This window comes from Herbaspirillum huttiense (assembly GCF_047300815.1).
Taxonomy (GTDB): Bacteria; Pseudomonadota; Gammaproteobacteria; order Burkholderiales; family Burkholderiaceae_D; genus Herbaspirillum; species Herbaspirillum huttiense_A.
Genome location: NZ_CP178608.1, coordinates 3,447,387 through 3,474,386, shown reverse-complemented (window position 1 = coordinate 3,474,386; position 27,000 = coordinate 3,447,387). Strand labels below are relative to the sequence as shown.

Below are 27,000 nucleotides of genomic sequence, written 5' to 3'. Positions count from 1 at the left end.
ATGAACAAGCAGAATCCGCAGCAACCCTCTCCCGATGTATCCGCGTGGCTGGCACAGATGTCCGATCCGAAGTTCTGGACCTCGCTGCAGTCCCAATTCCAATCCCAGTTCGAGCAGTTCAAGTCGCATTTGCCGCCCATGCCCGCGATGCCGGGCATGCCGCAGATGCCGGGCTTCCAGGGCTTCCCCGGCGGCGCCGTGCCGCCCGGCGCGGGACAGATCGATCCCACGGTCCTGCTCAAGCAGCTCGGCGAGCACGGCGCGACGCTCGATCCCGCCGATCTGGTGCGCCTGCAGCAGGACTACACCCGCGAATTCGGCGAGCTGTGGCAATCGGTGCTGGCCGCGAAGACGCCCGCCATCACTGATCGCCGCCTCTCCGCACCGGCCTGGCAGGAACATCCTTACTTCGCGTTCCAGGCAGCGGCCTACCAGTTGAATTCCCGCTTCCTGCTGGCACTGGCCGATGCAGTCAAGGGCACCGAGAAGGTGCGCCACAAACTGCGTTTTGCGGTGCAGCAGATGATCGATGCGATGTCGCCTGCGAACTTCCTCGCCACCAATCCGGTGGCGCAGCAAAAGATCCTGGAAACGCGCGGCGAGAGCCTCACGCAAGGTATCGCCCAACTGCTGGCCGACCTGCAGAAGGGGCACATCTCCCAGACCGATGAAACCGCCTTCGAGGTCGGCCGCGATGTGGGCGCCAGTGCCGGTTCGGTGATTTTCGAGAATGAGCTGTTCCAGCTGATCCAGTACGCGCCGCTGACCAAGACTGTCCATTCGGTGCCGCTGTTGATCGTGCCGCCCTGCATCAACAAGTTCTACATCCTCGACCTGCAGCCGCAGAATTCGCTGGTGCGCTATACGGTCGAGCAGGGGCACACGGTGTTCCTGATTTCCTGGCGCAATGCCGATGCCGCAGTGGAGACCGCCACCTGGGAAAACTACGTGGACGACGCCGTAGTGCGTTCCATCCATATCGTCCAGGAGATCAGCAAGCAGCCGCAGATCAATGCCCTCGGCTTCTGCGTCGGCGGCACCATCCTCTCCTGCGCGCTGGCGCTGCTGGCTGCGCGCGGTGAAGATCCGGTGGCCAGCCTGACCTTGCTGACGACCTTCCTCGATTTCTCCGACACCGGCGCCATCGACGTCTACATCGACGAGATGCAGCTGGCCCTGCGCGAGCAGATGATCGGCCAGCGTGGCCTGATGGCCGGGCGCGATTTCGCCAGCGCCTTCTCCAGCCTGCGTCCCAACGACCTGCTGTGGAACTATGTCGAATCCAATTACCTGAAGGGCGAAAAGCCCAGCGCCTTCGACCTGCTTTACTGGAATGCCGACAGCACCAACCTGCCGGGTCCGATGTTCTGCTACTACCTGCGGCACATGTACCTGGAGAACGCGCTCAAGGAACCGGGCCGCCTGACGGTGGGCGGCGAGAAGATCGACCTGCGCAAGATCAGCGCGCCGGCCTTCATCTATGCCTCGCGCGATGACCACATCGTGCCCTGGAAATCGGCCTATGCCTCGCTGGACCTGATCAATGCCGGCAAGCGCGGCAACAATCGCTTCGTGCTGGGCGCCTCGGGCCACATTGCCGGCGTCATCAATCCGGCCTCCAAGAACAAGCGCAATTACTGGGTCAACGACAAGGCCAAGGCTGGCAGCGATGCCGATGCCTGGATGGCCGGCGCTACCGAACACCCCGGCAGCTGGTGGGGCGAGTGGGCAGCGTTCCTGGCCAAGCATGGCGGACGCAAGGTGGCGGCACCCAAGAATCCCGGCTCGACGCGCTACAAGCACATCGAACCGGCGCCGGGACGCTACGTCAAGGCCAAGGCCGACCAGCTGGTGGCCTGAGACGAATCAGCCAGCCGGCCAGTACCACCGACAGAAGCCGGCGGCATTGATGAAAAGAGGGCGGTGACCCATGCGGGCCCGCCGACAGAGAGAGACGGCCGGCAGCGCGTCCGCGGCGCGGCAGGGCCTGACAAGACAAAGGAAAGTGCTTCACGCGAAGGACTTCCACCAATGCGGCGCACAGCAGACGCGAAAGAGGGGAGCAGGGCTTTCCCCAATAAATCATCATCCCAATAGGAGGCAGCACAATGAGCAAGCGTATCGCATATGTGACCGGCGGCATGGGCGGCATCGGAACCGCCATCTGCACCCGTCTGTGCAAGGACGGCTACACCGTGGTGGCCGGCTGCGGCCCCAATTCCACCCGCAAGGACACCTGGCTGGCGGCCATGCGCGCCCACGGCTACGACATCCATGCATCCGAAGGCAACGTCTCGGACTGGGAATCGACCAAGGCCGCCTTCGAGAAGGTGCGCGCCGAGATCGGCGAAGTGGACGTGCTGGTCAACAACGCCGGCATCACCCGTGACGGCCAGTTCCGCAAGATGAGCAAGGGTGACTGGGACGCCGTCATCGACACCAACCTGAATTCGCTCTTCAACGTCACCAAGCAGGTCATCGAGGGCATGTGCGAGCGTGGTTTCGGCCGCATCATCAACATCTCCTCCGTCAACGGCCAGAAGGGCCAGTTCGGCCAGACCAACTACTCCACCGCCAAGGCCGGCATCCATGGCTTCACCATGGCGCTGGCACAGGAAGTGGCCACCAAGGGCGTGACCGTCAATACCGTCTCGCCGGGCTACGTCGGCACCGACATGGTGCGCGCCATCCGTCCGGAAGTGCTGGAGAAGATCGTCTCCGGCATCCCCGTCAAGCGCCTGGGCGAGCCGGAGGAAATCGCCTCCATCGTCGCCTGGATCGCCTCGGCTGAAGGCGGTTACGCCACCGGTTCGGACTTCTCGCTCAACGGCGGCCTGTACATGGGCTGATGCTGTCTTGGACGGCCACGCACGCGGCAGTGCCGCAAGCGTGGCCGTTTTTACGTGTGCCGCAGGCTGGGATTTTGTCAGTCTGGCACGTCAGGGCTCCCCTTTTGCCGCTCTTCACCCCTATAATGGCTTGCGTTGCTGCCCTGCAAAATGAAGGCGGCAGACAGCAGAAGAGAGAAGAAGCAAGGAGAGGACAGCGCAATGTCCCGGACGCCCGCGGGTGAGGACTGCATCGAAGCCTCCCGCACCGCTGCAAACCAAGGCCGGCAAAACGGCTGCAATGAGAGAGACTGGACTTCAGATGACTACTGCAAAAAATTCGGCAGATCGCTTGATCAAGAAATACCCCAACCGCCGTCTTTACGATACCCAGACCAGTTCCTACATTACGCTCACCGATGTGAAGCAACTGGTGCTGGACAATGAAGAATTCACCGTGGTCGATGCCAAGAGCGGCGACGACCTGACCCGCAGCATCCTGCTGCAGATCATCCTGGAAGAAGAGTCGCACGGCGTGCCGATGTTCTCCAGCGGTGCGCTCTCGCAGATCATCCGCTACTACGGCCACGCCATGCAGGGCATGATGGGCAACTACCTGGAAAAGAATATCCAGACCTTCATCGACATCCAGAACAAGCTGGCTGAAAATTCCAAGGGTTTTTATGAAGGCAAGCCCTTCAGCCCCGAGATGTGGACCCAGTTCATGAACGTGCAAGGTCCGATGATGCAGGGCATGATGAGCAACTACATCGAACAGAGCAAGAACCTGTTCATCCAGATGCAGGAGCAGATGCAGAGCCAGACCAAGAACATGTTCGGCACCTTCCCCTTCGGTGCACCGGGCACGCCGCCGGATCAGAAGAAGTAAGCGTCCATTTTGCCGCTTGCCGGTACCGGCTGGTATCGGCAAAACTTCAGCGGCCCTTTGAAGCGAAGCCGGATGGGTCGCTTGGCCTGCCGGAGCCGGTGCTGTCTTCTGGCATCCCGGCAAACATCGTCGCCAAGCCGTTCATTGCTCCAGGCTGTCATTTCCTTTTTCTTCCCCCGTCAGCATGACAACCGGCAAAGCCGCAGGCGGTGCCGTGAGTGCATGCGTCGTGTCAGCAAGCGCTTGATGACGCGAAATCCACCCTGGCCAGCGCTGATGCGGACGATGCCCGCCGGCTCAGAAGTGGTGGGCGTGCGACTGGATCAGGTCGATCAGGAAATCCGCCGTCGCGCGAATGCGGGGTGCCCTGCGCACATCGGCATGCATGACCAGATAGAGCGGGCAGGGCGGTGGCGTCTCCTGCATGGGGACGGCCACCAGCCGAGTCTCTTCTGCCACCATGAAACGCGGCAGGAGCGCCAGGCCGATCCCGGAAACTGCAGCGTGGCACATGGCGCGGATGTCATTGGTCCGCAACGCATATCGACATTGGTCCACTTCGTTCTCCAGCCAGGCTTTGTGGCGGCAGGGGCTGTCCTGGTCGAGGCCGATGAAACTGCGCTCCGATTGCGGCCGCTCCAGCCACGCCGGCGTGGCATAGACACCGTAGCTCACGTTGCACAACAGGCGCGCCACCAGCTGAGGGCTGCCAGGCTCGTTCATGCGTAATGCGATGTCCGCTTCTCCGCGCGTCAAGTCGGCGCCGCGTGTCTCCCCGATTACCTCCAGCTCGATATCGGGATATTTTTCCTGAAAAGCAGGCAGCCGGGGAACGAGAAAATCACTCATCAGAATGGGCGGTGCCGACACGCGCACCTTGCCCGACAGCGTGGTGCTGGTCAGTGCGGCGCGCCACAGCGAATGCATTTCCAGTTCCAGCAGTTCGGCCTGCCTGGACAGTTCGGCGCCTTCCTTGGTCAATACCCATCCTCGCGCCAGGCGATCAAACAGTTTGACCCTCAGCGTCTTTTCAAGATTGCCCACGTGACGCGCGACCGTCGAATGCTCGACCTTCAGCACCCTGGCCGACGCTGACAGGCTCCCCTCGCGGCTCAAGGTCAGAAAGTATCGAACATCGTCCCACTGCAAAGTATTCATCGGGGTACTTACGCCCAGAGGGCGACTAATTTTTGGGAATTCCTGCCGCGAAATCGTCGCATTAAAGTCATGGCTCGATTTTATTCAAGGAGGATCTCCAGCATGAAGATTTTGCATATCAACTCGTCCTCGCGTGGTGCAGACAGCCGTTCGCTACAGCTTGCGGAAGTGTTCCTGCAAGAGCTGCAGAAGCGCAAGTCCGTTGAAGTGGACCGGTTTGATCTGTTCTCCGGCGATCTGCCGGCGTTCGGCGAGCTGGCCGTCGGTGCCAAGATGGCGATGTTTGCCGGGGGCGAAGCGACGCCTGAACAAAAAGCCGAATGGGCTGGCATCAAGGCGGTATTTGACCGGTTTGCGTCTGCCGATGCTTACCTGATCAATGTTCCCCTCTGGAACAACGGGCTACCCTACGTCCTCAAGCAATTCATCGATGTCGTCACCCAGCCGGGCTGGGCATTCGGCTTCGATCTCGAGACGGGATACAGTGGCCTGCTCAAGGAGAGAAAGGCTTGCATCATACATGCAAGCGGGGTGTATCACCGTAGCATTCCGGCGAATTTTGGGTCGGACTTTAGTACCCCCTATCTGGCCGACTGGCTCCAGTTCGTGGGCTTGGAGGAGGCCGATATTCACCAGATTCACTATGCGCCTACGGTCGTCAATGCCGATCCGGAGGGGACCCGGCAACAGGTGGAGCAGCAGGCCGCCGGCATCGCCTCCCGTTTCTGATCTGGGACCAAGCCAACGAATGAGACCGCGCCGATGGCCGTCAAGACAGGACAGAAACAGGCAAAATCGAGCGCCGGGAAGCGGACGATGTACAATAGCGCCCTGATTTTTAAAGCATTTTTCGCTTCTTCCCGTATTTTCGGCCGTTTGCGGCCCGTCTCACTGAGCCTTCTGCCATGTCCAACCCGTCTTCTCCCGCCACCCCGGCCCTGCCCAAGGTCGGCTTTGTCTCCCTCGGCTGCCCCAAGGCACTGGTCGATTCCGAACAGATCCTGACCCAGCTGCGCGCCGAAGGCTACGATACCGCCAAGTCCTACGACGGCGCCGACCTGGTGATCGTCAACACCTGCGGCTTCATCGATGCCGCCGTGCAGGAGTCGCTGGACGCCATCGGCGAAGCCCTGAACGAAAACGGCAAGGTCATCGTCACCGGCTGCCTGGGTGCCAAGAAGGATGCCGACGGCGACGACATCATCCAGAAGATCCACCCCAAGGTCCTCGAAGTGACCGGCCCCCACGCCGTGGGCGAGGTCATGCAGGCCGTGCACAAGCACCTGCCCAAGCCGCATGCCCCCTTCATTGACCTGGTGCCGCCGCAGGGCGTCAAGCTGACCCCCAAGCATTTCGCCTATCTGAAGATTTCGGAAGGCTGCAATCATCGCTGCAGCTTCTGCATCATCCCCTCCATGCGCGGCGACCTGGTCTCGCGTCCCATCGCCGATGTCATGCTGGAAGCCGAGAACCTCTTTAAGGCCGGTGTGAAGGAATTGCTGGTGATCTCCCAGGACACCAGCGCCTATGGCGTGGATGTGAAGTTCCGTACCGGTTTCTGGAACGGCAAGCCGATCAAGACCCACATGACCCAGCTGGTCGGCGCCCTGGGCGAACTGGCCCAGCAGTACGGCGCCTGGGTGCGCCTGCACTATGTGTATCCGTACCCGCACGTGGACCAGATCATCCCGCTGATGGCCGAAGGCAAGATCCTGCCCTACCTGGACGTGCCGCTGCAGCATGCTCACCCGGATGTGCTCAAGCGCATGAAGCGCCCCGCCAATGGCGAGAAGAACATCGAGCGCATCCAGGCCTGGCGTGCCCTGTGCCCGGACATCACGATCCGCTCCACCTTCATCGCCGGCTTCCCCGGCGAGACCGAGGCCGAGTTTGAGTACCTGCTGGACTTCCTGAAGGAAGCCGAGATCGACCGCCTGGGCTGCTTCGCCTATTCCCCGGTGGAAGGCGCGACCGCCAACGAGATCGCCAACCCGGTGCCGGAAGAAGTGCGCGAAGAACGCCGTGGCCGTGTCATGCAGCTGCAGGAAGAGATCTCCAAGAAGCGCCTGCAAGCCAAGGTCGGCAAGACCCTGCGCGTGCTCATCGATGAAGTGGACCGCAATGGCGGTACCGGCCGCACCTATTCGGACGCGCCCGAGATCGATGGCGTGGTCTACGTCAAGCCGCCGTTCGAACCGCATCGCAAGCTGGAAGTGGGCCAGTTCGTCGACGTGCGCATCACCGCCGCCGACGCCCACGACCTGTGGGGCGCGGCTGAGTGATGCGAGCGCTCCTGATGGCGCTGGTGCTGTGCAGTGCCAGCGTGCTCATGCCGGCGCGGGCCGCAGCATCCGGCCCCGCTGCCAATGCGCCTGAAGGCTCGCTGCAGAAGACCCTGATGACGCACGCCCTGGTGCTGCGCGGCCAGATCGACGGGCGCGACATCCAGCTCTCGCTGCAGCCCAAGAAGAATGAAGACGGTCTCGAAGGGCACTACTTCTTCTTCGGCGGTTCCCCCGAGATCCTGGTGGCCGGGGAGGTCGAGGGCGACGACCTGCTGATGGAAGAGTCGCTCAATGGCAAGGATGTATCCGGGCAATGGGAAGGGCACCGCCAGGGCCAGTCCATCACCGGGACCTGGTCCAGTGCCGATGGCAGCATCAGCAAGCCCTTTGCCTTGCAGTTGCCCTGAGCACCGGGCGGCGACGAAGGCCAAACTACGGCGCTGTACAGGCGATATGAAACAGCGTTCACGCTGTTCTGCCATCAGCGCCATTTCTCGGGTTTTCCGGCCGCTTCTGTTGCTTTCGATGTGAACAAGCTGCGCGTATAGTGAGGCCTTTGCGCCCCGTCCCTGGGGCGCCATCGTTTCCAGAGGCAGATCCGTGTCCGAATCCAAAGCAACGTCCCCCGCATCCTCTCTCCTGCTCGATCCCCAGACCGCACTGGTCCACAGCAGCTACCGCGCCCCGGACGGGTTTGAAGCCTTCCCGGTCGGCATCCATCATGCCTCCACCGTGCTGTTTCCCAACGTGGCCGCCATGCGTTCGCGCGACTGGCGCGAAAAGCTGGGCTACACCTATGGCCTGCACGGCACCCCGACCAGCTTCGTGCTGGAAGCGCGGCTGGCCGAGATCGAGGGCGGCACCTATTGCCGTGTCACCCCCAGCGGCCTGGCAGCCATCGCCATGGTCAACTTCGCCTTCCTGAAGACGGGCGACGACGTGCTGCTGCCGGATAACGTCTACGGCCCCAGCAAGGACCTGGGACAGTGGCTGGAGCGTGATTTCCAGATCACCGCGCGCTTCTACGATCCGATGATCGGCGCCGGCCTGGCCGATCTGATCCGGCCCAATACCCGCCTGGTGTGGACCGAAGCACCCGGTTCGGTCTCGATGGAAGTGCCCGACATCCCGGCCCTGTGCCGTGCCGCGCATGAAAAGGGCGTGCTGGTGGCCATCGACAATACCTGGGCCGCCGGCATCGCCTTCAAGGCCTTCGAACACGGTGTGGACATCGTCATGCAAGCCGTCACCAAATACCAGTCCGGCGGCTCGGATGTGCTCATGGGCGCGGTCATCGTGCGCGACCAGGCGCTCAACGAGAAGCTGGAACTGGCCCACATGCGCCTGGGCTTCGGCGTGGGCATGGATGACGTCTACCTGGTCCTGCGCAGCCTGTCCTCGATGCGCCTGCGTTTCGAGGCCCACGATGCGGCCGCGCGCCAGGTCGCGGCCTGGCTCAAGCAACGCCCGGAAATCGTGGCGGTGCTGCACCCGGCCTTTGAGGATTGCCCCGGACACGCCCACTGGAAGCGCGATTTCACGGGAGCAGGGGGCTTGTTCTCGGTGATCTTCGATGCCCGTTACAGCGAAGAGCAGACGGACCGTTTCGTCGACAGCCTGCAGCTCTTCAAGATCGGCTACAGCTGGGGCGGGGCCCACAGCCTCTGCGTACCCTACCGCATGCGCGGCATGCGCCGCCAGTGGCAGCGCGAAGGCGTGCTGGTGCGCTTCAACATCGGGCTCGAAGCCCCCGCCGACCTCATTGCCGACATCGAGCAGGCGCTGGGCAAGTTGTAAGCCGCTCTGCCGCCTGCTGCGTGCTGCCTGCTGCTGCGGCAGCGGCAGCGGCAGCTGCAGCGGGCGGGAAGGGGCCGCATTCCAATGCCCACTTTGCACCCGAGAAATTGAATAAAGGTAAATGTCGTATCTGTTTGGCGTTTTGACGCCTACCGGTGCGTCATAAAATGGTAGCAATTCTCGATACGGGACTGTGCCTCCTTGAATTCGATGGAGAGGACGTTGCGCAAAGGTCATCAACTTGCGTAAATCCATGCAAGTTTTCTTCATCGGCTAGCGGAAGGAAACTACAGTTGAACTCAGCAGTCTCAGAAGAAATCTGGATGAGCTAGTCGTCCTCCCGCAACATTCAGCGAGAAAACCTCGAAGATTTACAATTTATTTTGTTTCTCTCATGACAACTTTGTTTTGTCATTTCAACCAAGAAACCTTTTGATCGGGAAATTCCTGATTGGCGCTCAAAGTCGCGAGCGTCCTGAGTCTCCCTCGCACGGCACATAAAACTTCGCCAATATCTCCTGTTCCTGTAGGACGAATTCCTACAAGATGCTCCGGCCGGTTTCCGTCTAAAAATACCGACCAAGTCTAATTTCCCGCCTGTCCGCCCCCCCCTCAGAATTGGCTTGCAGTCAAGTAAATGTAAGTGATTGTAAGCAGCTCGACGCAGCCTTGCGCCGCGTGAGCCGTAGGAAGTTCTTACCGAGGTGGGGTGCAAATGAATACCAACGACATGATGGCGGAGATCCGCGATGCCAACCTGAGCTATCTCATGCTGGCACAGCAAATGATCCGTTCGGACAAACCGACCGCAATCTTCCGTCTGGGAATCAGCGCCGAGATCGCCGATCTGATCGAAGGCCTGTCCAACGTGCAGATCATGAAGCTGGCGGCGACCAACATGATGTTGACCCGTTTTCGTTTCGACGACGGCGCCATCCTCGGCATGCTGACCAACTACAACAAGGACAAGAGCCTGGCGCAGTCTCATGCGGCCATCCTGATGGCCTGTCAGCCCGGCGAACAAATTTCGTAAAAAAACAAGACAAAAAGCATGGCCGGCGTGGCCAGGGGCAGTCAACGCGCCGGAGGGGAAGACGTTCTACACAGTTATTCAGTTTCAGTCTTGCATTCATGTCTGAGAGTTCGCCTGCCTGGGGCAAGCGGACTGGGGTCAGGCAGTTTTACTACGAAATCACCGGGGGGTAGCATCATGGCTAAGAAGAGCGTTGTCACAGAGGCGCAGGAAATTCAGCTGGCCATTGAACTGATCAATCTGGGGGCGCGCCTCCAGTTGCTGGAATCGGAAACTTCGCTGTCGCGTGAGCGCCTGCTGAAGCTGTACAAGGAATTGAAGGGCGTCTCGCCGCCCAAGGGCATGCTGCCGTTCTCGACGGACTGGTTCATCACCTGGCAGCCCAATATCCATTCATCGCTGTTCATCAACATCCACCGCTATCTGGTGGACCATGCCCGCATCAGTGGCATCGAGGCCGTGATGAAGGCTTACAAGCTCTACCTGGAGCAGGTCGGCTACAACGATGCCGGCGAGCCGGTGCTCTCGCTGACCCGTGCCTGGACGCTGGTGCGCTTCTTCGAAAGCAAGATGCTCATGACCACGCCTTGCTGCAAGTGTCACGGCCACTTCGTGGTGCATCGCCTGGACCTGCACCAGGACTACCTGTGCGGCCTGTGCCACATGCCTTCGCGTGCCGGCAAGACCAAGAAGGCCAAGGATGCGGTCATCATGGGTCTGGTCGAAGGTGCGATGCCGGTGGCCGCTTCTGCGCCCCTGGCCGCTGAACCGGTGCTGGCCGCTGTGGCCTGAACCGGGGCAGGGATGCACCAGTGCCTTGCTGCGTGTGAGCAGCAGGGCGGTAATGGGCCAGGGTGTTCAACCAAAAAAGAATAAGGCCGATTGCCTCGATGTCCGAACCTGAGAATCACCCCGGCGCCGGGCGCAGGCCCCTGTGGCAGGCGCCGGCCATCCAGGCCCTGCTGCTGTTCGTGCTGGGCTTGATCGCTGCCAATGTGGCCGATGTCCTGCTTCAGCGCGTCGGCCTGGCGTCTCTTTCCCCCCTCCAGACTTCCTTGCTGCATGGTGTTTTCGCCGCGCTGCTGGCGCGTCTGCGCCGCATGGCGGCTTGGTGGTGGCTGATCCTGCTGGTGTTCCCGGTGGCTGCACTGGGCGTGGGCCAGCTGCATCTGCCTTCATGGGTGTTCCTGGCGGTGTTCCTGTTCATGCTGGTGTTGTTCTGGTCGACCTTTCGCAGCCAGGTGCCGTTCTATCCTTCCGGGCAGACTGCCTGGGATGCGGTGGCAGGTCTCTTGCCCGAGGGGCGGCCGATCCGTTTCATGGATATCGGCAGCGGCCTGGGTGGTGCCGTGCTGGACCTGTCGCGCCGCCGGCCCGAGAGTGAATTCACCGGCATCGAGATTGCCCCCTTGCCGTGGCTGGTGAGCCGGGGGCGGGCGGCGCTGGCGGGCAATCGCTGCCGCTTCGTGCGGGGCGACTACCTGCTGCTCGATTTCGGTGACTATGACGTGGTGTTTGCCTACCTCTCTCCGGCGGCGATGCAGGCGCTGTGGCACAAGGCGCGCGCCGAGATGAGGCCGGGGACGCTGCTTCTGAGCTACGAATTTCATATCCCCGGTACCACGCCGGATGTGGTGGTCGAACCGGAGGATGGCGGCAGGGTACTGCACGGGTGGCGCATGTGAGGCCGCGCAGGTACAGAGGCCCTTTACCGGGGGCTGCGAGACGCGACGTATCAAGTTTGCGCGAATTCAGCCGTAAATCGAAAAGGAAGGGCGTTTTTCGGATATGTATTCCCCCATTTGCCTGACTGGAATACCTGTAATCTGACAAACGTGAAAATACACTCAACGCCACAGGGACGGGAGTAGGCACTTGCTAGTCATCATTGGATATATCGTGGTCATGGGGTCCGTCTTCGGCGGCTTTGCCCTGTCGGGCGGCCACCTGGGGGCACTGTTCCAGCCACTCGAACTGCTCATGATCGGCGGCGCCGCGCTGGGCGCTTTCCTGGTCGGTAACAACAACAAGGCGATCAAGGCCACCATGAAGGCCTTGCCGACGGTCTTCAAGGGCAGCACCTACACCAAGGCGCTGTACATGGAGCTGATGGCGCTGCTCTTCGAGATCCTCACCAAATCCCGTAAAGAGGGTTTGATGTCGATCGAAGGCGACATCGAAGAGCCGGAAAGCAGCCCGATTTTCAGCAAGTATCCGGGCGTGCTGGCGGACCATCACCTCATCGAGTTCATGACCGACTACCTGCGCCTGATGGTCTCGGGCAACATGGATGCGTTCCAGATCGAAAACCTGATGGACAACGAAATCGAGACCCATCACCACGAGGGTGAAATCCCGGTGCACTGCATCGCCAAGCTGGGCGACGGCATGCCGGCCTTCGGTATCGTGGCGGCGGTGATGGGCGTGGTGCACACCATGGAATCGGTGGGTATCCCTCCCTCCGAGCTGGGCATGCTGATCGCGCACGCGCTGGTCGGTACCTTCCTGGGTATTTTGCTGGCCTACGGTTTCGTGGGTCCGCTCTCCAGCTTGCTGGAACAGAAGCTGCACGAATCGACCAAGATCTACCAGTGCGTGAAGGTGACGCTGCTGGCGAGCCTGAATGGCTATGCGCCGGCACTGTCGATCGAATTCGGCCGCAAGGTCCTGTTCTCGACCGAACGTCCGACCTTCCTCGAACTGGAAGAGCACGTCAAGCAGGCCAAGGGCAAGTAAGCGGTCGGCAGGCCGGCCAGGGGAGGCCGGCAGGCAGGGCGATTCACACAGACATCAGTATTGAAGCAGGAGCACAGGCATGGCCGACGAAGGTCTACGTCCCATTATCGTCAAGCGGATCAAGAAGGGCGGCGGGGGTCACCACGGTGGCGCCTGGAAGATTGCGTACGCCGACTTCGTGACTGCGATGATGGCCTTCTTCCTGCTGATGTGGCTGCTGGGATCGACCGCCAAGGGTGACTTGAACGGTATCGCCGAATACTTCAAGACGCCGCTGAAGGTGGCCATGGCCGGCGGTTCCGGCAGTGGCGACGCCAACACGGTGCTGCCCGGCGGCGGCAAGGATCTGACCCGCCAGGACGGCCAGCTGCGCAAGGGCGAGAACGATGTGGTCTCGCGCAAGCAGAGCCTCAAGCAGGCGCAGCAGGAACTGGAGCGCGCCGAGCGCACCCGCCTGGAAGAATTGAAGTCGCGCCTTGAAAAGGCCATCGACTCCAACCCGACCTTGAAGCAGTTCAAGAACCAGCTGTTGATCGACATCACTTCCGAAGGCCTGCGCATTCAGATCGTGGACGAGAAGAACCGTCCCATGTTTGCCCTGGCCAGTGCGCAGCTGCAGCCCTATACCAAGGACATCCTGCACGAGATCGGCCGCACCTTGAATGATGTGCCCAACAAGATCAGCCTGTCCGGCCACACCGATGCCACGCCTTATTCGCGCGGAGAGAAGGGCTACAGCAACTGGGAACTGTCGGCTGACCGCGCCAATGCGTCGCGCCGCGAACTTATCACCGGCGGCATGGATGAGTCGAAGGTGCTGCGGGTGGTGGGCCTTTCTTCGGCGGTGCTGCTGGACAAGGAAGATCCGTTCAACCCGATCAACCGCCGTATCAGCATCATCGTCATGAACAAGAAGGCCGAAGAACTGGTGGAAAAGGATAGTGGCTCGTTGAACGTGCCCACCGACGCCACCGATGATGACGTGCAGCAGGGTCTGAGTGCGCCGCCGAAGAACTGACGGCAGGCACCGGGACGGGGTGGCTTGCGCGGGGTTTGCCAATGAAGCAGAAGTGTTCCAATTGAACAGGGGAAGAGAGCCGGATATGCCGACCAAGACCATGCTGCAGGAGCTCAAGCGCTTGTTGCTCGATACTGCCAGCGGCGGCAGCCGCCAATTGACGGAAGTGGAGTCGGACCTGGTCCAGACCAACATCCTGCTGGGCGAAGCCATCGGCAAGCTGGGCAACAGTTTCATGGAGCTGCATCGGGCGGTACAGACGCAGCAGACCATCCTGGAAGGCCTGATGAATGGCAGCGGCCAGTTCGACAGCAACAGCATCGAACAGCTCAAGGCGACCCAGGGCGAGGTCAGCCACTACGTCAACGCGGCCGTGACCGGCTTGCAGTTCCAGGACATGACCAGCCAGCTGCTGGAACGTATCGTGCGCCGCGTGATCGGCCTGCGTGAGGCGCTGGGGGTCCTGAGTGCGAACAGCTTCGAGATCGTCCCCGAACAGGGCCAGTCCGACGAAGAGGTCCGGGAATTGCTGGCCAGCACGGTGCAGGCCATCGAAGAGCGTCTCAACATGCTCGACACCGGGCTCTGGAAGGCAGTACGCCAGACCCGCATGGAAAGCGGCGACATCGAGCTGTTCTGAGTGGTGGCTGGCTGAGTGGTACAAGATTGAACTAGGTCATTCCGGCCTTGGCTGGGCGGTAGGTCGATGGCCAAGGGTGCGGCATAATGCATACGCGCATGAGCCTTATTGAAGAAACAGGGAGTAACGATGTCCAAAACGATTCTCGCAGTAGATGATTCCGGGTCACTGCGTCAGATGGTGGTATTCAGTCTGAAAGCTGCGGGTTACAACGTGACCGAAGCGGTCGACGGGGTGGACGCGCTGGAAAAGGCCAAGACGCATACCTTCGACCTGGTCCTGACCGACCAGAACATGCCGCGCATGGACGGCCTGACGCTGATCCGCTCCCTGCGCGAGCTGACCAGTTACGCGCGCGTGCCCATCCTGATGCTGACCACCGAGTTCAGCGACGAGATGAAGGCCAAGGGCAAGGCCGCCGGCGCCAATGGCTGGCTGGTCAAGCCCTTCGACCCGCAGCGCCTGACCGAGGTGGTGCGCAAGGTGATCGGCTGATCGTTTGCCGGGACAAGAAGAAGATACGTACTGCATCGAGCATGGAGCCCAGGCATGAGCATTGATATGAGCCAGTTTTTCCAGGTCTTTTTCGACGAGGCCGAGGAAGGCCTCGCGGAAATGGAAAAGCTGTTGTTGGCCGTCAATGTGGCGTCTCCCGATCCGGAAGACCTCAACGCGGTGTTTCGTGCCGCCCATTCGATCAAGGGTGGTTCGTCCACCTTCGGCCTGACCGACATCGCTGAAGTTACGCACGTCCTGGAGTCGCTGCTGGACCGCATCCGCCAGGGCCAGATGAAGCTGACCTCGGAGCACGTGGATGCTTTCCTGGCCGCCAAGGATGTGCTCAAGTCCATGCTGGACGGTCACAAGCATGGCGCAACCGTCGACCAGGATGCCGTGGGCGACGTGCGCATGCTGCTGGAGGCGCTCTCGCAGGGCAAGAGTTCCAGCGCCGCCCCGGTGGCCGAAGCCGCCGTGGTCGGCCCCGGTGGCGTGCACCGCTACCGGCTGGACATGCCGGCCATCACCGACAAGGATGCCGAGGCCCTGGCCGACGAGCTGTCCATGCTGGGCAAGCTGGAGAAGAACAAGTCGCCCGAGGGTAAGTGGATTTTCATCCTCGACACGGCCGAACCCATCGATGACGTGGTCGCCATCTGCGCCTTCATCATGAACGTGGCCGACCTGAAGATTTCGCAAGCCGTTGAAGCGGCCAAGAGCAGCGACGAAGAGCGCGGCTACGGTTTCTTCGACAATTTCGTTACCCAGGAGGAGCGCGAGCGCGCCCAGGGTTATGGTTTCTTCGACAACCAGACGGCCATTGAAGACAAGGAGCGCGAGCAGGGTTACGGTTTCTTCGCCCCCTTCGTGCCGCTGGACATCAGCGCCAAGAAGAGCGATGGCGAAGCGGCCGCCCATGCCGGCGGCAATGGAAATGGCGGCAATGGCAACGGCAACGGCCATCACGATGACGGCCACCTGCATGGCGACCATGGCGGCGAAAAGAAGGCCGTCAAGGGCGGCACCGGCCAGGAATCCTCGTCGATCCGGGTCAGTATCGAAAAGGTCGACCAGCTCATCAACCTGGTCGGCGAACTGGTGATCACCCAGGCGATGATCGAGCAGCGCGTTGGCAAGCTCGATCCCATGCATCACGAACACCTGCTCAACAGCGTGAGCCAGTTGAGCCGCAATACCCGCGATCTGCAGGAATCGGTGATGTCGATCCGCATGATGCCGATGGACTACGTCTTCTCGCGCTTCCCGCGCATGGTGCGCGATCTGGCGCACAAGCTGGGCAAGCAGGTCGAGTTCGTCACCCACGGCGCGGCCACCGAGCTGGACAAGGGCCTGATCGAACGCATTGTCGATCCGCTCACCCACCTGGTGCGCAACAGCATCGACCATGGCATCGAACTGCCCGACGCGCGGCGCGCGGCGGGCAAGGGCGAGGCGGGCGTGCTGTCGCTGTCGGCCGAGCACCAGGGCGGCAACATCATCATCGAAGTCACCGACGACGGTGGCGGCCTGAACCGCGACAAGATTCTGGCCAAGGCCAAGCAGCAGGGCATGCCGGTGACCGACAGCCTCACCGATGCCGAGGTGTGGCAGCTGATCTTCGAGCCCGGCTTCTCCACCGCCGAGCAGGTCACCGACGTGTCTGGCCGTGGCGTGGGCATGGATGTGGTCAAGCGCAACATCCTGGCCATGGGCGGTGCGGTCGATATTCGCTCCAGCAAGGGCTTCGGCACCACGATTTCGATCTCGCTGCCGCTGACACTGGCGATCCTGGACGGCATGTCGATCCGGATCGGTGAAGAAGTTTACATATTGCCGCTTGGATATGTGGTTGAATCTTTGCAGCCTTTGCAGCAAGATATCAAAGAGATTTCCGGTCAGGGGCAGGTGCTGCGGGTGCGCGGCGAATACTTGCCTCTGATTCCGCTTTATCAGATTTTCAACATCGAGCCTTCATTTACCGATCCTTCGCAAGGATTGGTGGTCATTTTGGAGTCAGATGGGAAAAAGGCGGCACTTTTCGTGGATGACCTGATCGGACAACAGCAAATCGTTGTGAAGAACCTGGAATCCAACTATCGAAAGGTCGCTGGCATTTCCGGTGCTACCATTCTGGGCGACGGCGGCGTTGCCCTGATTGTCGATGTGGCAGCCTTGCTGCGATCCAGCCGCCAACTGAATGACGAATCTGTATTTTCCTGATTTTTAAAGGGCCTCAACATGTCTGACACTGCAACCAAGAATCTTTCCGGCTTCGGCGAAAAGACCGACAGCAACGGAAACGAATTTCTCGCCTTCACCCTGGGCAAGGAAGAATACGGCATCGATATTCTGAAGGTTCAGGAAATCCGCGGCTACGAAGCCGTGACCCGCATCGCCAATTCGCCCGACTTCATCAAGGGCGTCGTGAACCTGCGCGGCATCATCGTCCCCATCGTGGACATGCGCATCAAGTTCCAGCTGGGCGAGCCGACCTATGACCAGTTCACCGTGGTCATCATCCTGAACATCGGCGGCCGCGTCGTGGGCATGGTGGTCGACAGCGTCTCCGACGTCATTACCCTTACCCAGGAGCAAGTCAAGCCGGCGCCGGAGATGGGCACCACCTTCGACTCCGACTACCTGATCGGCCTGGGTACCCTGGAACAGCGCATGCTGATCCTGGTGGACATCGACAAGCTGATGTCCAGCGCCGAAATGGGCCTGATCGAAAAGCTGGCTGCCTGATTCGTTGAGGCTCTGCAGCCTGGCAGTACGGGATCCGGAGGAGACGCAGTCCGGATCTGGCGCCTATCGTCATTCGGTACCGCAGGAAAAGCGGGCATCATAGCCCGATACAGAAGAGAAAAAGGCATCCGCCGTGTGGTGGATGCCTTTTTTATGGGCGCTGTTGAGCGCCTGTGAAGTTTCATGCGCGCCGGCCTTGCCCGGGACCGCGCGTCCTGCCTCCCGGCAGGACTTTGCTTCATATTTCAGTGGAAATGCTCGACCGGAGGAGGCGTATCTTCCGGCATTTCCGCATGCACCAGTTCACCTTCGCGGTCAGGGAAGAGCGGTGCGCCACAGTCGTCGCAAAACTCCATGGTGAAGCGTTCTGCATGATGCTTGATGTGCACGATGCCGCATTCGCGTAGCACCGTCAGGATCTGCTGCAGCGGGCTGGCCGGCATGCCTTCCAGCAGTCCGGCCCCGGTCGGGATCATCATGGGCAGGTCTTCGCCACTCTCCTGTTCATACAGCGGCCAGACCGTCCCATAGACTACGGTCGGATCGCCGCCGATGGCAAAACCGATGCGGTATTCATCGATCTGGCCATTGATGTCCTCGGAAAAGCCGCCGATGCTGGCGTGCAGCTCCGAGGAGGAAATGTCCAGGGTCTGCGTCAGGAAGTAATCGGCGGCGCGGATGGAGGCCGGGCGGATGCGCTTGTCGGCCTCGCGGCAGCCAAAGAAATAGGCTTGCGGCAGCAGCAGCTCCACGCTGCAGCCCGGCAGCAGGCGTGTGAAGAGCGGCGTGGCCTGCTGGACCCAGGCCTCGAAGGCAGCCTCCTTCCTGGCCGAGAAATGGCTCTGCTGTTCGCTTTCCTGCCAGTGGAACAGGGCGCCGCCGGCCGGCACCACCACGGCGGCGATCACGTAGCGGGTATCGGCCAGGAAGGCGGCAGTGGGCGGCTGTTCACCGCGCAGCTGCACCGGGCCGGTTTTCAGGGCGCTCTGGCCCATCTGGCGGGTCAGGGCGAAGACGTCGGCGTGCACGCGCGGCAACTGTTCGATTGAGAACAGGCTGGGGGCCAGCGCCAGGCGCGCGTCCTTGGCCAGCACGTGGGCGTGCAGGTGCGCGCCGATGGCGGTGAGCAGCTCGCTGCCGATGGGGCCGGAGGCGATGGCAAAGCGGGTCCAGGCCAGCACCGGCAGCACCAGCAGCTGCACGTCATAGTCCTGGCCTTCGTGTTCCAGCGAGGTGGCTTCGCTGCCAGCCTCGACGGCTTCGATCAGGATGTCGTAGGCGTCCAGGTCGGCCTTGAAGAGATGATCCAGGGCGGCATCGATCAAGCCCTGCTGGCCGGCCCGCAGCAGCTTGTTGAGCAGGGCGTCCAGGGGTTTCAGCCAGGCGCGCTCTTCGAGCCGGCTGGAGGCTTGCGCGATGGCTTGCGCAAAAGTCACCAGATGCTGACTGTCGGCAGAAAGCTTGGAGGAGGAACGTTTGGCGGGACGACGCATGTAGGCTATCTGTATCAGTGGAAACGAAACCGCCTATTGTAGATGATTTGTCAGTCCTGTCAGCCGCCGCGGCCTTTGCTCAGCGCCAAGGGGCAATAAAAAACGCCGGACGAATCCGGCGTTTTCTGTCCTGCAGGGAACTACGGATGCTGCTTAGGCTGCCAGCAGCTGACGCAGCACGAACGGCAGGATGCCGCCATGCTTGTAGTAGTCCACTTCGATCGGGGTGTCGATGCGCAGCAGCAGCTTGACTTCCTGGGTCTGGCCGTTCTTGCGGTGGATCACCAGGGTGGCTTCCTGTTGCGGCTTGATCTCGCCTTCCAGGCCCTTCAGGTCGAAGCTTTCTTCACCGGTGATGCCCAGCGACTGCACGCTGTCGTTGCCCAGGAACTGCAGCGGCAGCACGCCCATGCCGACCAGGTTGGAACGGTGGATACGCTCGAAGGAGCGTGCGATCACGGCCTTCACGCCCAGCAGCTGGGTGCCCTTGGCAGCCCAGTCGCGGGAGGAGCCGGTACCGTACTCTTCGCCACCGAAGACCATGGTCGGGGTACCTTCGGCCACGTACTTCATGGCGGCATCGTAGATCGACATTTCTTCACCGGAAGGCTGGTGAATGGTGATGCCGCCTTCAACGCGCGAGCCGTCTTCCTTGGCTGGAATCATGAGGTTCTTGATACGCACGTTGGCGAAGGTGCCGCGCATCATGATCTCGTGGTTGCCGCGGCGCGAGCCGTAGGAGTTGAAGTCCGCCTTGAGCACGCCATTGGCTTGCAGCCACTTGCCGGCCGGGCTGGATTCCTTGATGGAACCGGCCGGGGAGATGTGGTCGGTGGTGATCGAGTCGCCGAACACGCCCAGGGCGCGGGCACCGCTGATGCCGGTGGCAGCTGCCGTCGGCTCTTCGCTGAAGTTCTCGAAGAACGGCGGCTCGGCAATGTAGGTCGAGGTCGGCCAGTTGTAGACTTCGCCCTTGGCGACGCCCTTGATGGCTTCCCACAGCTTGCCCGGTGCGCCCTTCACATCGGCGTAGTTTTCCTTGAAGGTCTTGGCGTTCATGGCGAACTTCAGCAGCTTTTCGATCTCTTGCGAGGTCGGCCAGATGTCGCCCAGATAGACGTTCTTGCCGCCCTTACCCTTGCCCACCGGTTCGGTCATCAGGTCACGGGTGACATTGCCGGCGATGGCGTAAGCCACGACCAGCGGGGGCGAGGCCAGGAAGTTGGCGCGGATGTTCGGGTGGATACGGGCTTCGAAGTTGCGGTTGCCCGACAGCACGGCGGCCGCCACCACGTCGTTCTTGACGATGGCTTCGTTCATGGCCGGGGTCAGGTCGCCGGCGTTGCCGATGCAAGTGGTGCAACCGTAAGCGGTCACGCCAAAGCCCAGCTTTTCCAGGTAAGGCAGCAGGCCAGCCGCTTCCAGGTACTTGGTGACCACGCGCGAGCCAGGCGCCAGCGAGGTCTTGATGTGCGGGGCCACCTTCAGGCCGGCTTCCACGGCCTTCTTGGCCAAGAGGCCAGCAGCCAGCAGCACGCTCGGGTTGGAGGTGTTGGTGCAGGAGGTGATGGCGGCGATCAGCACGTCACCGTTGTGCACATCCACGCCATCGGCGTTCTTGTAGGACGCGGTCAGGTCTTCGGCCTTCTTGTTGAAGCCGTTTTCAGCGGTCGGCTTGGTGAAGAGGTCGGAGAAAGTGGACTTGACGTTGCCGATCTCGATACGGTCTTGCGGGCGCTTCGGACCAGCCAGCGACGGGGCGACGGTGCCCAGGTCCAGCGAGACTTCCTGGGTGTAGTCGATCTGGCCGGCCTTGGGCACGCCGTACAGGCCTTGTGCCTTGAAGTAGGCTTCGAAGGCGTCGATCTCGGCCTTGGTGCGGCCGGTGCCCTTGAAGTAGTCGATGGTGGCGTCGTCAACCGGGAAGAAGCCCATGGTGGCGCCGTATTCCGGCGCCATGTTGGCGATGGTGGCGCGGTCGGTCAGCGACAGCGATTCGGTACCTTCGCCGAAGAATTCGACGAACTTGCCCACGACCTTGGTCTGGCGCAGCAGTTCGGTGATGGTCAGCACCAGGTCAGTGGCGGTGACGCCTTCGCGCAGCGCGCCGGTCAGGTTCACGCCGACCACGTCCGGGGTCAGGAAGTAGACCGGCTGGCCCAGCATGCCGGCTTCGGCTTCGATGCCGCCCACGCCCCAGCCGACCACGCCGATGCCATTGATCATGGTGGTGTGGGAGTCGGTGCCGACCAGGGTGTCAGGGTAGTAGACGCCCGTCTTGTTGTGCACGCCGCGTGCCAGGTATTCCAGGTTGACCTGGTGGACGATGCCGAAGCCCGGGGGCACCACGCCGAAGGTGTCGAAGGCTTGCATGCCCCACTTCATGAACTGGTAGCGCTCGTTGTTGCGCGAGAATTCCAGCTTCATGTTCAGGTCCAGTGCCTTCTTCTCGCGGAAGTGGTCGATCTGTACCGAGTGGTCCACCACCAGGTCTACCGGCACCAGCGGTTCGATGTTCTTGGGGTTCTTGCCCAGCTTGCTGGCGACGTTGCGCATGGCGGCCAGGTCGGCCAGCAGCGGCACGCCGGTGAAGTCCTGCAGCACCACGCGGGCCACCACGAAGGGGATCTCATCCACGCGGGCGGCCTTGGCGCCCCAGTTGGCCAGTTGCTTGACGTGTTCTTCGGTGACCTTCTGGCCATCGCAGTTGCGCAGCACCGATTCCAGCACGATGCGGATCGACACCGGCAGGCGCGAGATATTCACGCCCAGCGACTTTTGCAGGGCGGGCAGGGAGTAGAACTTGCCCTTCTTGGAACCGGAAATCGGGAATTCCTTCAGGGTGTTCAATGTGTTGCGAGACATGGCCTCTTCTCCTTAATTTGGCAATTTAGTGATGCTAGCTAGTCGAATCCGGTTTGCGCTGCAATGGTGAACTGCGGGGTGCTGCCTGATTCTGTGATTCTGTGTTGCTTGATACGCGATGAGCTGGCGGTTGCCTGCCGGCTCAGTTCTTCTGGGGTGCCGCAGCGACGGTGGCCGCCGGTGCTGCTTCAGCGGCCTTGATCTGCTCGGCATTCTTGCATTCATTGGCCAACTGCTGGCCCTTCTTGGAATCCAGCAGCAGGCCCTTGGCCGGGATACCGATCCAGACCAGGCCCATCTTGCGGTTTTCGAAGCGGTTGGCACCGGTGGTGGTTTCCACGCGGGTCAGGCGGTGGATGCGCTTGTCCCAGCGGATGGCGATGTGCTTGTCGTCGGCTTCGTTCTTCCAGATGGTCAGCTTGTGGCCCATTTCGCACTGGAAGTCGGCCGACAGGGTGCCGCCCAGTTCGGGTTCGCTGTCGTCATCTTCGGCCTCGGAAGAGAACGGCATCTTGGCCGCCGGTACTGCGGCGGCCGCAGCGGCTGCAGCCTTCTTGGCGGGCGCCTTCTTGACGACCTTTTTCTTGGCAGCCGGTTTGGTATCGGTTTCAGCGTGCGCCACAGTGATGCCGGCGGTGGCGAAGAGAGCGCCCAGCAGGGCGATGAGAGTCAGGTGCTTTTTCATGGACGTCGGTCGAAACAAATTTACTGCGTGGTTGAAGGGGAGTCGCCGCGGGCGAACCAGGGTGCAGTCTCCGGCGGCAGCGCGATGCCGGTGGCGTGCGCGCGTTGCAGGATACTCCAGTAATAGCGATAACTGGCGCGGTCGTGCAGGTTGCCCTGATGCTGGATCGGGCCCCACTGCACCGCCTGCGCCTTGAGCAAGATCTGTGCCGCCAGGTCGGCTTCTTCGGTCGCCGGGGACATGGCTTGCACGATCGGGCCGATCTGGTCCGGATGGATGCTCCACATCCGGGTATAGCCAAACTCCTGTGCCGCGCGGCGCGCATCGTCAGCCACGGCGGCGGGATTCTTGATGTCGGTGGTCACGTTGTGCGACGGCACCTTGCCGTGCGCATGGCAGGCGGCAGCAATGTCCAGCTTGGCGCGGCGCACCAGCGGATGGTCGAACTGTCCGGGCGAGCGCATGGCGCTGCCAGGAATGGCCCCGTAATGGGCCGAGACGAAATCCATCACCCCGAACGACAGCGACTGCACCTGGGGCAGGGCGGCGATCTTGCCGGCGTCAGCCAGCGCGCCATGGGTCTCGATCAAGACCTGCACCGGCAACTGCGCACGGCCGGCCGCATTGGCGGTACGGTTGATGCTCTCCAGGGCGCGGCGCACGTCGTCGATCCCTTCGGGCTTGGGCAACATCACGTAAGCCAGCTCGCGCGCAGCGGCGCCGCAGATGATGGCCACGTCCTGCTCGAAATGCGCATGGCCCACGTCATGCACGCGCGCGCCAATGCGGCGGTGGACATTGCCGGGGCTGGCGATGAGCGAGGCGACCAGCTCGGCGTGCGCGGCTTCATTGCCGGCGGCAGCGCCATCTTCACAGTCGAAGGTGATGTCGAACAAGGGACCGAGCTCCTGCTGCAGGGCCATCGACTTGCGCATCAGCTTTTCGGAGCCGGCGTAGTGATCGCACACCGGAAGCGAAACCGGTTGCTGGGCACCTGGGAACAAGACCTGGGAAGGATGCATTGCTGCGATTGAGAGCGGGGTAAGGTTGTCGGAACGGGTGATGTCAGGTACTGCAATACGGCGATGCTGCGAAACGATCGGCGCGGCACCCGGAAAGGGCCGCCGCGCCGTGGTCAATTAGCCGACCAGATGCTTGACGCCTTCGCGCTCTTCCAGCAGTTCCTTGAGCGTGATGTTGATGCGCTCTTGCGAGAACTCATCGATCTCCAGGCCCTGGACGATCTTGTACTCGCCGTTTTCGGTGGTCACCGGGAAGCCGAACATGGTGCCTTCGGGGATGCCGTAGGAACCGTCGGAGGGGATACCCATGGTGGTCCACTTGCCGTTGGTGCCCAGCACCCAGTCACGCACGTGGTCGATGGCGGCATTGGCGGCCGAAGCGGCCGAGGACAGGCCACGGGCTTCGATGATGGCGGCACCGCGCTTGCCGACGGTGGGCAGGAACACGTTCTTGTTCCATTCCTGGTCGTTGATGGTGTCCTTGACGGAAGCGCCATCGGCGGTCGCGAAGCGGTAGTCGGCGTACATGGTCGGCGAGTGGTTGCCCCACACGCACAGCTTTTCGATGGCCGAGACCGGCTTGCCGATCTTGGCAGCCACTTGCGACAGGGCGCGGTTGTGGTCCAGGCGCAGCATGGCGGTGAAGTTCTTGGCCGGCAGGTTCGGGGCCGACTTCATGGCGATGTAGGCGTTGGTGTTGGCCGGGTTGCCGACCACCAGCACCTTGACGTTGCGGGATGCGACGGCGTCCAGGGCCTTGCCTTGCACGGTGAAGATCTGGGCGTTGGCTTCCAGCAGGTCCTTGCGCTCCATGCCGGGGCCGCGGGGACGGGCACCGACCAGCAGGGCGATGTCGGCATCCTTGAAGGCGGTCATCGGATCGCTGTGGGCGGTCACGCCAGCCAGCAGGGGGAAGGCACAGTCGTCGATTTCCATGATGACGCCCTTGAGCGCCTTCTGAGCCTTCTCATCGGGGATTTCCAGCAGTTGCAGGATGACCGGCTGGTCTTTGCCCAGCAGATCGCCATTGGCGATGCGGAACAGCAGGGAGTAACCGATCTGACCGGCGGCGCCGGTGACGGCAACACGCATGGGGGCTTTAGCCATGTTGAATCTCCAAAAGAGGTGATGAAAAAAAGCATTCAGACTGCAGCGAAGCGCAGCTTGCGGTCACGTCGCGCAAGGCGCGGCAGGGCCGTGTAGCGGTGGCTTCTGGTTTGCGCATGAAGAAATGCGCGACTTCCTCGAATTCTTGTTAGGCCGCCATGATACCGTCGAAAACGCAGCGAGTCAGTTGCTTTCGGACCGGGCTCTGCCGACAAATCAAAAACCTGTCAAACTTGTGTTCTGCCTGCAGAAAACAACCGCGCCGCGATGGCCTTGATGAGAGCGATTCTCGTTATCGTCTACTGACCGGTAGATCGCTCCCTGTCTGCCTTGCGGCTCTTCAGGTTGCTCGCGAGTGTAGGCTTGCGAAAGACTGCTGTCAATCAATATCTTATGTCTTATATAAGACATATTATTGCCTAGTTTTTGCTGGACGCCGGAAGGAGTTTTGTGGTGAAATTCGAGGTTATGAGCTCGATCCTGCCCAATCCAAACAACGTCGACGCGCACGCCGCGGGGGCGGGTGTTGCCAGTCCGGCGCCCACCTTCAGTCCGTTGTACCAGCAGATCAAGGCGCTCATCATGCAGCGCCTCGAAGCAGGGGAGTGGAAGCCCGGTGAGCTCATTCCCAGTGAAGTCGAGTTGGGCAGCCGTTTCAAGGTCAGTCAGGGGACGGTGCGCAAGGCCATCGACGAACTGGCGGCTGAAAACCTGGTGGTGCGCCGCCAGGGCAAGGGGACCTTCGTCGCCACCCATCATGAGACCCAGGCGCAGTTCCGCTTCCTGCGGCTCATGGCCGACAGCGACGAGCCGCAGCGTCCCGAAAACAAGATCATCGAAGTCAAGCGCGTACGCGCCTCGGCTGAGGTGGCGCGTCAGCTCGACATGAAGTCGGGCGACTCCGTCATTTTCATTCGCCGGGTAAAATCCTTCAACGGCACTCCCATCATCCTCGAAGACATCTGGCTGCCTGGCGCCATCTTCAAGGGGCTGACGGCCGAGCGCCTCATGGAATACCGCGGGCCCCTGTATGGCCTGTTCGAGTCGGAGTTCGGCACGCGCATGATCCGTGCCGAAGAACGCATCCGTGCCGTCGGGGCGGATCCGGATGCCGCAGAGTTTCTGGGCGTAACGCCCCAAACGCCGTTGCTGAGTGTGGAGCGGGCTTCATTTACCTATGGCGACAAGCCGGTGGAAATGCGGCGCGGTCTGTACCTGACGACGAATCATCATTACCAAAGCGAGTTGAGCTGAGCAAACCGAAACCGGTCGTCGCCCGGTGCTGGCGGGTCCTGCCTGTCCAGCGCAGAAGGGCTGGTGTCAAGCCTTTTCGGCATGCTGCGAAGCGCAATAAAAGTTGATGGTGATTTCGAAAATCGGCGAAAATTGCATGATTGTTTTAAACTGAGGAGAACCTTGTATGTCTGAAGCCGCTAAACCACAACGGCCGCAATTTCGTAACATACACCTAACCCAAATTGCCGGCTACCGCATGCCCCTGGCCGCTCTGGTCTCGATCATGCACCGCATCAGCGGTCTGTTCCTGTTCCTGATGCTGCCTTTCATCCTGTTCTTGCTGGACAGCAGCCTGCTCTCGGAAGGTACTTTCGCCTATCTCAAGGGCTTCGTCTCGGGCTGGTTCGTCAAGCTCGTCATCCTGGCACTTTCCTGGGCCTACCTGCATCACTTCTGCGCCGGCATTCGCCACCTGATCATGGACAACCACGTTGGCCTGGACAAGGACAGCGCACGCAAGTCCTCGGCAACTGTCCTGGTGGTCAGCATCGCGCTGATGATCCTGGTCGCATTGAAACTGTTCGGAGTGTTCTGAAAATGGCTGATAACAACATCGGACCCAAGCGCCTGGTCGTTGGCGCCCACTATGGCCTGCGTGACTGGCTGGCGCAACGCGCGACCGCCGTCGTGATGGCCGTCTACACCGTCATCCTGCTGGTGTGCTTCTTCACCTCGACCAACTTCAGCTATCAGGGCTGGGCGGCGCTGTTCTCGCATCAATGGTTCAAGTTGGCCACCTTTGCCGTGTTCATGGCGCTGTTCTTCCACGCCTGGATTGGCGTGCGTGACGCGCTGATGGACTACGTCAAGCCTGTTGGCACCCGTCTGGTCCTGCAAGTTGCCACTATCGTGTGGCTGATCGGTTGCGCTGGCTACGCTGCGCAGATTCTCTGGAGAAACTAATC

Annotated in this window: 25 protein-coding genes; 19 read left to right on the top strand and 6 right to left on the bottom strand. The window is 61.3% G+C overall.

Translation table 11 applies throughout. From position 1 onward, the window contains the following. The 3 genes from phaC (at window position 1) to phaR (ending at window position 3,717) form a co-directional block, all read left to right on the top strand. A complete protein-coding gene (gene phaC, locus ACLRDN_RS15920; RefSeq protein ID WP_413457073.1) occupies window positions 1-1,860 on the top strand; it encodes a class I poly(R)-hydroxyalkanoic acid synthase in 1,860 nt (619 codons plus the stop codon). Window positions 1,861-2,108: 248 nt separating this feature from the next. Then, window positions 2,109-2,849, top strand: coding sequence for a 3-ketoacyl-ACP reductase (locus tag ACLRDN_RS15915; RefSeq protein ID WP_413457072.1), 741 nt, complete (start codon window positions 2,109-2,111; stop codon window positions 2,847-2,849). A 301-nt stretch (window positions 2,850-3,150) separates the two neighbouring features. Further along, entirely contained in the window at window positions 3,151-3,717 is a 567-nt protein-coding gene (gene phaR, locus ACLRDN_RS15910; RefSeq protein WP_008329998.1) for a polyhydroxyalkanoate synthesis repressor PhaR, read from the top strand. Window positions 3,718-4,014: 297 nt separating this feature from the next. Here the strand turns inward: phaR and ACLRDN_RS15905 are convergent, their stop codons facing one another. Continuing rightward, window positions 4,015-4,875 (bottom strand): LysR family transcriptional regulator, encoded by an 861-nt coding sequence (locus ACLRDN_RS15905; RefSeq protein WP_413457071.1) that lies wholly within the window; start codon window positions 4,873-4,875, stop codon window positions 4,015-4,017. 102 nt (window positions 4,876-4,977) lie between these two features. Between ACLRDN_RS15905 and ACLRDN_RS15900 the strand changes: the two genes are divergently transcribed. The 13 genes from ACLRDN_RS15900 (at window position 4,978) to ACLRDN_RS15840 (ending at window position 17,627) form a co-directional block, all read left to right on the top strand. After that, on the top strand, window positions 4,978-5,604 hold the full coding sequence (locus tag ACLRDN_RS15900; RefSeq protein WP_413457070.1) for an FMN-dependent NADH-azoreductase: 627 nt from the start codon (window positions 4,978-4,980) through the stop codon (window positions 5,602-5,604). Between the two features lie 176 nt (window positions 5,605-5,780). Next, window positions 5,781-7,157: a 30S ribosomal protein S12 methylthiotransferase RimO gene (gene rimO / locus ACLRDN_RS15895; RefSeq protein WP_034334006.1), complete on the top strand. Its 1,377-nt coding sequence runs from the start codon at window positions 5,781-5,783 to the stop codon at window positions 7,155-7,157. Next, window positions 7,157-7,567, top strand: a complete 411-nt coding sequence (locus ACLRDN_RS15890) for a hypothetical protein (protein ID WP_413457069.1) — start codon at window positions 7,157-7,159, stop codon at window positions 7,565-7,567. The genes rimO and ACLRDN_RS15890 overlap by 1 nt, the downstream gene beginning before the upstream one ends. A gap of 193 nt (window positions 7,568-7,760) precedes the next feature. Beyond that, a complete protein-coding gene (locus ACLRDN_RS15885; protein WP_413457068.1) occupies window positions 7,761-8,957 on the top strand; it encodes a cystathionine beta-lyase in 1,197 nt (398 codons plus the stop codon). A gap of 715 nt (window positions 8,958-9,672) precedes the next feature. Further along, complete coding sequence (gene flhD, locus ACLRDN_RS15880) at window positions 9,673-9,990, top strand: flagellar transcriptional regulator FlhD (protein WP_034334003.1); 318 nt, start codon at window positions 9,673-9,675, stop codon at window positions 9,988-9,990. Window positions 9,991-10,167: 177 nt separating this feature from the next. After that, window positions 10,168-10,782: a flagellar transcriptional regulator FlhC gene (gene flhC / locus ACLRDN_RS15875; RefSeq protein WP_413457067.1), complete on the top strand. Its 615-nt coding sequence runs from the start codon at window positions 10,168-10,170 to the stop codon at window positions 10,780-10,782. A gap of 98 nt (window positions 10,783-10,880) precedes the next feature. After that, window positions 10,881-11,675 carry a class I SAM-dependent methyltransferase gene (locus ACLRDN_RS15870; RefSeq protein ID WP_413457066.1) on the top strand — a complete coding sequence of 265 codons (795 nt, stop codon included), beginning with the start codon at window positions 10,881-10,883 and terminating at the stop codon, window positions 11,673-11,675. Between the two features lie 190 nt (window positions 11,676-11,865). Beyond that, complete coding sequence (motA, locus tag ACLRDN_RS15865) at window positions 11,866-12,726, top strand: flagellar motor stator protein MotA (RefSeq protein ID WP_088753345.1); 861 nt, start codon at window positions 11,866-11,868, stop codon at window positions 12,724-12,726. 79 nt (window positions 12,727-12,805) lie between these two features. Beyond that, window positions 12,806-13,744, top strand: coding sequence for a flagellar motor protein MotB (gene motB, locus ACLRDN_RS15860; protein ID WP_413457065.1), 939 nt, complete (start codon window positions 12,806-12,808; stop codon window positions 13,742-13,744). A gap of 85 nt (window positions 13,745-13,829) precedes the next feature. Then, window positions 13,830-14,384: a chemotaxis protein gene (locus tag ACLRDN_RS15855; RefSeq protein WP_413457064.1), complete on the top strand. Its 555-nt coding sequence runs from the start codon at window positions 13,830-13,832 to the stop codon at window positions 14,382-14,384. A 129-nt stretch (window positions 14,385-14,513) separates the two neighbouring features. Then, the gene (locus ACLRDN_RS15850; protein ID WP_006463269.1) at window positions 14,514-14,879 is read left to right on the top strand and encodes a response regulator; all 366 of its coding nucleotides are present in this window, start codon (window positions 14,514-14,516) and stop codon (window positions 14,877-14,879) included. A 54-nt stretch (window positions 14,880-14,933) separates the two neighbouring features. Beyond that, window positions 14,934-17,102 (top strand): chemotaxis protein CheA, encoded by a 2,169-nt coding sequence (gene cheA / locus ACLRDN_RS15845; RefSeq protein ID WP_413457063.1) that lies wholly within the window; start codon window positions 14,934-14,936, stop codon window positions 17,100-17,102. 18 nt (window positions 17,103-17,120) lie between these two features. After that, window positions 17,121-17,627 carry a chemotaxis protein CheW gene (locus ACLRDN_RS15840; RefSeq protein WP_413457062.1) on the top strand — a complete coding sequence of 169 codons (507 nt, stop codon included), beginning with the start codon at window positions 17,121-17,123 and terminating at the stop codon, window positions 17,625-17,627. Window positions 17,628-17,872: 245 nt separating this feature from the next. Here the strand turns inward: ACLRDN_RS15840 and ACLRDN_RS15835 are convergent, their stop codons facing one another. The 5 genes from ACLRDN_RS15835 to ACLRDN_RS15815 all read right to left on the bottom strand — a co-directional run bounded on the left by ACLRDN_RS15835 (window position 17,873) and on the right by ACLRDN_RS15815 (window position 24,799). Further along, window positions 17,873-19,120: a DUF2863 family protein gene (locus ACLRDN_RS15835; RefSeq protein WP_413457061.1), complete on the bottom strand. Its 1,248-nt coding sequence runs from the start codon at window positions 19,118-19,120 to the stop codon at window positions 17,873-17,875. Window positions 19,121-19,273: 153 nt separating this feature from the next. Beyond that, a complete protein-coding gene (gene acnA, locus ACLRDN_RS15830) occupies window positions 19,274-21,985 on the bottom strand; it encodes an aconitate hydratase AcnA (RefSeq protein ID WP_413457060.1) in 2,712 nt (903 codons plus the stop codon). A 142-nt stretch (window positions 21,986-22,127) separates the two neighbouring features. After that, window positions 22,128-22,670 carry a hypothetical protein gene (locus tag ACLRDN_RS15825; RefSeq protein WP_413457059.1) on the bottom strand — a complete coding sequence of 181 codons (543 nt, stop codon included), beginning with the start codon at window positions 22,668-22,670 and terminating at the stop codon, window positions 22,128-22,130. A 20-nt stretch (window positions 22,671-22,690) separates the two neighbouring features. Continuing rightward, window positions 22,691-23,692: an HpcH/HpaI aldolase/citrate lyase family protein gene (locus tag ACLRDN_RS15820; protein WP_413457058.1), complete on the bottom strand. Its 1,002-nt coding sequence runs from the start codon at window positions 23,690-23,692 to the stop codon at window positions 22,691-22,693. Window positions 23,693-23,809: 117 nt separating this feature from the next. Further along, entirely contained in the window at window positions 23,810-24,799 is a 990-nt protein-coding gene (locus ACLRDN_RS15815; protein WP_034350453.1) for a malate dehydrogenase, read from the bottom strand. Between the two features lie 468 nt (window positions 24,800-25,267). Between ACLRDN_RS15815 and ACLRDN_RS15810 the strand changes: the two genes are divergently transcribed. The 3 genes from ACLRDN_RS15810 to sdhD all read left to right on the top strand — a co-directional run bounded on the left by ACLRDN_RS15810 (window position 25,268) and on the right by sdhD (window position 26,998). Then, window positions 25,268-26,053 (top strand): GntR family transcriptional regulator, encoded by a 786-nt coding sequence (locus ACLRDN_RS15810; RefSeq protein WP_413460404.1) that lies wholly within the window; start codon window positions 25,268-25,270, stop codon window positions 26,051-26,053. Between the two features lie 166 nt (window positions 26,054-26,219). After that, window positions 26,220-26,630, top strand: coding sequence for a succinate dehydrogenase, cytochrome b556 subunit (gene sdhC / locus ACLRDN_RS15805; protein WP_034333991.1), 411 nt, complete (start codon window positions 26,220-26,222; stop codon window positions 26,628-26,630). A gap of 2 nt (window positions 26,631-26,632) precedes the next feature. Then, a complete protein-coding gene (sdhD, locus tag ACLRDN_RS15800) occupies window positions 26,633-26,998 on the top strand; it encodes a succinate dehydrogenase, hydrophobic membrane anchor protein (RefSeq protein ID WP_413457057.1) in 366 nt (121 codons plus the stop codon). Window positions 26,999-27,000 lie beyond the last annotated feature (2 nt).